3 protein-coding genes are annotated in these 6,093 nt (G+C 46.7%); all 3 read left to right on the top strand.

The window, feature by feature from the left end:
* Positions 1 to 522 (top strand): tyrosine-type recombinase/integrase (locus tag Q4Q49_RS21785; protein WP_312000423.1); only part of this gene is annotated, 522 nt, incomplete at its 5' end.
* A gap of 213 nt (positions 523 to 735) precedes the next feature.
* The gene (locus Q4Q49_RS21790; RefSeq protein WP_312000424.1) at positions 736 to 1,425 is read left to right on the top strand and encodes a hypothetical protein; all 690 of its coding nucleotides are present in this window, start codon (positions 736 to 738) and stop codon (positions 1,423 to 1,425) included.
* A 59-nt stretch (positions 1,426 to 1,484) separates the two neighbouring features.
* A partial coding sequence (locus Q4Q49_RS21795) for a SpvB/TcaC N-terminal domain-containing protein (protein WP_312000425.1) occupies positions 1,485 to 6,093 on the top strand: 4,609 nt, incomplete at its 3' end.

Below are 6,093 nucleotides of genomic sequence, written 5' to 3' on the forward strand. Positions count from 1 at the left end.
ACTCGGTTAGAGTTAGAGCATAATATTGCAGAGTTAGCGTTACTTAATTTAGCGATTGATTCAAAATTGCGCGCTTGTGACTTACTGCATTTGCAGGTTCAAGACATTACCTCTGCAGGCATCATCAATTCGCGAGTGCGATTAACACAGCGTAAAACCCACCGTGAAGTGCAGTTTGAAATTACGCCACCAACCCAACATTGTTTGACCTCTTGGTTACTTGAACAGCGGCTCACCGCAGAGGATTACTTATTTCCGAGCCCAAGATGTGCTCATCAACCGATGAGTTACAGTTATTACCGCGCTATAGTCAAAAACTGGGCGCGTCAGTTAGGCCAAAATAGTGAATTATACGGCACGCATTCACTGCGCCGAACCAAAGCCACGCTGATTTACCGTCGAACGAAAGATATTCGAGCGATTCAAATATTACTTGGCCATGTCAAGTTAGATAACACCGTCCGCTACTTAGGTGTTGAGATTGAAGATGCACTGCGAATATCTGAATCCATTGAAATGTAAGTGTACCAAGGCAATAGGGATGGTTAAACCATCCCTATTGCCTTGGTGTAGCGGTATTGCGTCTTAAAAATAATCCGCTCATTCTCGATGAGAGAACATGATTACCCCCCCGATTTCAAAAATAAAATAAAGTGTTTACTCTATGTTGCCAAGATGTGTTTATTTTCGTATTGTCATTTGACAAAAATAGGAACTAAAACTAAAGGGAATGCCATGTTGCCGCTATGGACACAGCGCCGTAACTCATCTTTTGCCGCTTTAATATTACTATGTGGACTGGTTGGCGTAGCACCGAGTGAGGCGGCGCTGACAAAACCTGATGTTGAAATTGACCCTATATTGCCAAGTATTCCTTTACCTGTAGCAATACCTTCTCTTTCCGGTAGTCGCTTTTCGTCACGTGTCGAATTACGCTGGAGTATTGATTGCTCTGTCACTGCCGTTAATATCCAAGAATCCATCAATAATCAGTCTTGGGCATCAATCTATACGGGATTAGGTCAAGCGGATAATACAGCTGCCTATGCTACGTTTGCTGTTGGGGGTGATATTTGCAGCGGTGATTGGTCTAGCAAACGATTATTGCAACTCCCTAATAAGACACTCCCTGGTTATTACTACCGCATCAATGCCTGTATTGGTACGGCATGCAGCGCCTACAGTGCAAGTACGCTTGTTGGTACGGCACCTGCGGGTGGAACGCCCTCTCAATCATCAATCCTAGCCAGTATTGCGACTATCCCGGATGCCAGCAACTCGTTAGCGTCACCTGCGTTTGATGAATTAGTCGGCGAAATTCAAGGACAAGCGACGGTTGATGGTGGCGCGTTTTCTTACACAGTGCCGCTAACAGTCGCGCCGGGGCGAAATGGCGTGCAGCCATCGCTGTCACTTAATTCGTGACAGCTCCGCCTAATTCGAGTGCGCAAGGCGCTTACGGGGCATCAGGCACGTTCTATAAAATGGAGCGAAATTCCACGGTTATTATTGAGCAGCTCGGTGGCGCGCTCAACACGAGTTCAGTTTACTTTAAAGTGTATGAAGCTAATGGCACATATCATCTTTTAGGAAGCAACGCCAATAGCAGGATTACCCCTGTAGGCGTCAGTGTCACGTCATCTTGGTTGCAACAACTTACACAAGACTCACATGGTAATGAGGTCTCGTATTTTTACGATACCTCTTCTGCCGGGAATCGATACCTTCAAGACATTTATTACACTGGTTATAAAGGTGTTCAAGGGTCACGCAGCGTGCACGTTAACTATACGGCTGTACCCGCAGAAACCAGCTACCATTGGGGCGGCTATAGTATTAGCAATAAACGCATCAGTGGCATTGATGTACTGATAGACGGCGATGTGAAAGCGCAGTGGCTATTGAATTATGCGCCACTTAATCCCACAGCACTTAATGATGCGGCGAGACTTGCCAGTTTATCTTACTGTGATGGTACCGACCCCAGTCAATGCTTGAATACCGATTTTGGTTGGCTTGAACGCAGTTATCAGCATAACTTGATAACAAATCATGCGCTTGCCGCCATCAATGACAATTACACCGTCGGTTTGGCTGTGCGCAAAGATAATGATTATGACGGTGATGGGGTGGCAGATTTATCCATCCCATTAGATGGTATCTATCTTTCTCGTACAGGCACCAAGGTCAGTTATCGAACTTTGCCGTTTAAGAGTACTGAAAACTGGGCTGGAGATATCAATGGTGATGGCGTCCCGGCTGCCAATGAATACAGTGGCAATATGGTCAATGGTGCCATTGATTATGACCTTGATGGCGCTGATGACTTTGTCTACACCGATAATAATTCGCAGTTAATCATCACCAGTTTACTTCCTAGTGGCGCCATCAAGCGCACCTATTCCACGGGGATTAATGCCACTTGCTATGCTTCAGTATCTCAAATGCTTGGAGATGTATTTTGCACTAGCCATGTCATGGACTTTGATGGGGATGGTCGCAAAGACATTCTATTAGCCACCAACAAGCAAGCCGGTGTCGGTAATTTCACTATCACCTATAAGGCTTACCAGCGTAAAGCTGTGGGTGATGGTTTTGATTATCGCGGCAGTTTCAGTGTCAGCGCTGCAGAGCCGTTAATTCCTATCGATGTGGATGGTGATGGCGTGCCAGATTTAGCGCCAAGCCAATTTAATTCAACGCTAAAATGGTACAAGGTTGTCTTTAACCGTGCGAATAACACGGTTTCATTTATCGAGAAAAACCAAACCTTTGCCATTAGTGTCAATACGCTGTATCGCGCCACCCCCAGTCGATGGGTGGACCTGAATGGTGACGGGCTAAGCGATATTTTAACCCTGCACAAAGTCAAAAGTACCGACAACTTTTTTACTCGTTACATCATTATTAACAAAGGCGCCGGATTATTTGAAGCGCCTTATAACACGGGAATGAAAGAGCTCGCTTGGACGGTTGATGGTGGCAAGATTGCCGAGGACCCTCTCCATGGAGGGCCTGCAGGCTATGTGCATGAGCAATTTATTCAATTTGTCGATTATAACGGCGATGGCCGCCAAGACATTCTGTATCCTGATAGATTTCGTAAAAAATATACTTACGAATGTTGGGCCTGGAGCACTAATGAAGCGTGTGCGGCGGTAGATGGGGCTTCTGCGCCAAAATTTTATGAATATGATGTGTGGTACTGGAACGTACTGCTCACCAACCCTGATGGTAAAACCTTTACCGATGTGCAATTACCGATTTATGGCGCATTAGCAACCTTATCACCGATTGATTTAACGGGCGATGGCCGCGTCGATTTTGTCTCCGGGGTCGGTTTTGAGTCGGATGCAGTCAAGCGCACTTGGTTCTATGGCAGTAAGCAAGGTGGCAAGCCAAGTAGTTACCCGGTAGGATTTTTGGCTTTTGCCCATGCAACGACACAAGATACCGTTATCAACAGTGTTAATACTGGTATGGGACAGAAACTCCAACTGGATTACACCCAGTTGAAGCAACGTTATAGTGTTGCTGAATCGACATTAAATTACCCTTATGTTTACTTCACCAACACCATGCGAGTGGTATCAGCCCTAAAGAGCGATAATGGGGTTGGCGGGGTCGATACCACCCAATACAGCTATAAAAATGCCCGTTTCCATGTCGCAGGACGCGGTTTTCAAGGATTTAGCGACATCATTGAAACGCGCACCGATGCACTTAACAGTGAAAGCCTCACTACTCTGACTCAATTTGAACAAACCTTCCCTTGGTCTGGGATGGTGAAGTACAAAAAGGTCACCGATAGCCGCAATAACACGCTCAGCGAATATTCGGTTCAGAAAAATGCCCCTTTATCTGGGAGTTATGTGGTAGGCCAAAGTGCGTGTTTTTACCCTCAAGAAAGCACGACCACAAAATGGACTGTTAACCCAAGTGCCAGAGTTTCAACGGTCAAAGAGACCACACTTAAAAATGCCCACTGCCAAGTGACCTCAAACACGGTTACCAGTGAAGACAATACGGTGCTGCATACTCAAGCCACGACCCAAGCCTTCACAAATAGTCTTGGGTGGTTAATGCCAACGGTGAGCAGCACCAATCAAACCGTAGCCTATAAAACAACCCATGAAAGTGTCGTGCTTAATCCGGCTAACACCGCAGCGGGACAAAGAGTCACTCATACCTATGGCACCAATGAGCAGGGTGTGATGGCACTCACATCGACTAAGGTGGAGGGTATTGGCTCCTTAACCGGCACTGGAAGTACGACGCAATTTAGTGCTTATGACCCCTATGGGCATGCATTAAAAACCACGGTCGGTGACCGCTATACCCAAGTCTCCATGAGTAATGATGGTTACTTTGTGTATCAAACATTTAACGCCCAGTGGCCGGGCGTTGCGGCGTCAACAACGCAATACGACCCCTTGACCGGTGCAGTGCTCACCTCGATAGATATCAACGGTGTGACCACCACCAATACCGTGAATTTTATCGGCAAAATCACCAGTAGCGGCAGCGCTAAAGGGGTCACAGTCGTTTCGCCAACCGTATATAGCAGTATGGAATGGTTAACTGGCAATTATGCCTACAGCGTCACGCAGCGCAGCAGCGGCCAACCGGAAACCATCGTCTATTTTGACAGCTTAAATCGAGAGGTGAAGACCGTTACGGCTGGATTTGCTGGGGATATTATTACCGAAAAACAATATGACGTTAGAGGCAATTTGGTGAGCGAGACCCGGCCAACCCAATCCTATGGGACGGCTGAAGTCGTGCAGTATCAGGGCTTTGACGTGCTGGGGCGACCCAGCCATAAACTGCATGACGATGGCATGGTCTCCTATCAATCGCAATACACTTATGTTGATGGTATTCGAACCGACATCAGTGTTTCGGGGGACTTTAACCTCCAAATGAGTCGCAGCTATAACAGCTTGGGCCAACTGCTGAGTACAACAGATGCCAAAGGGCACAACAGCTATTTTGCCTATAATGCTGCAGGCTTACCGGTACTCATTCAAGATGTGCTCGGCAGTCGTATTACTGCGCAGTATGATGATTTGGGGCGCAAGGCATGGTTTGATGACCCCAATATGGGTAAGTGGTTATTCAGTTACAACCAGTTTGCTGAGTTAGCCACCCAAACTGATGCGCGTAATCTCGCCACCACGTTTACCTACGACAAACTGGGCAGACAAACAAAGCAAACCAATACTCAAACTACACGTACTTGGGTGTATGACACCACGGTCGGTAATGGCAAGTTGTATCAAGCCAGTGTCGCAGGGCACACCCAAACCCACAGTTACGATACCGTGGGGCGAATGATACAAACTTTCACCCAAATGGGCGGCCTTAACCTAACGGAAAAGTACGCCTACGACAGTCAATTTGGTCGCATCAAAGCGATGGCATTCCCCAGTGGTGAGCATGTTGCTTACCGTTTTGATGATAACGGTTATCTGATTGAAGACTATCAACGCTTTACCGATGGCAGTGAATTGTCTCTACGCACAGTTGAGTCGTACAGTGCCTTAGGGAGTATCAATCAACAACGATTCAGCAACGGTAAGATACAACAATTCTTCCGCAATGAAGCTGGCTCTCCACTTTCGATTTGTACCAGTAATAACGGCAGTTGTAGCACGGTCGGTATTCAGTATCTTAACTATGACTACGATGCTATGGGCAATCTGGTTCGGCAAGAAAATGCCATCACCCGCTTTGCAGAGGATTATACCTACGATGAACTGATGCGGGTCGATAATGCCACAAAAACCATTAATGGCACCACGTATGCGCCAGTCAATTATGACTATGATGCTGCGGGGAATATTCTGGTCAAAGGTGATTATGGCAGCGGTTATCTGTATGGTAACGTGGGTAAAGGTTTAGGGGGTAATGCAGGTCCGAATGCAATACGACAGTTTATTCGCGGGGGGGCAACCTCCAACTTTACCTATGATAACAATGGTAATCGCTTAACTGGCGATGGGGCGACCTTAACCTACGATGACCAAAACAAGCCGTTAACTGTAGTACGTAATGGCACTACCAGTACCTTTAGTTATGATGCAAATGGTC

Origin of the sequence: Shewanella sp. SP1S1-7, from assembly GCF_031932105.1 — a bacterium.
Classification (GTDB): Bacteria; Pseudomonadota; Gammaproteobacteria; order Enterobacterales; family Shewanellaceae; genus Shewanella; species Shewanella baltica.

What these genes read in the sequence shown, in the direction of transcription:
- Q4Q49_RS21790 (WP_312000424.1), top strand. Translation starts at nt 736, where the DNA reads ATGTTGCCGCTATGGACACAGCGCCGTAACTCATCTTTTGCCGCTTTA.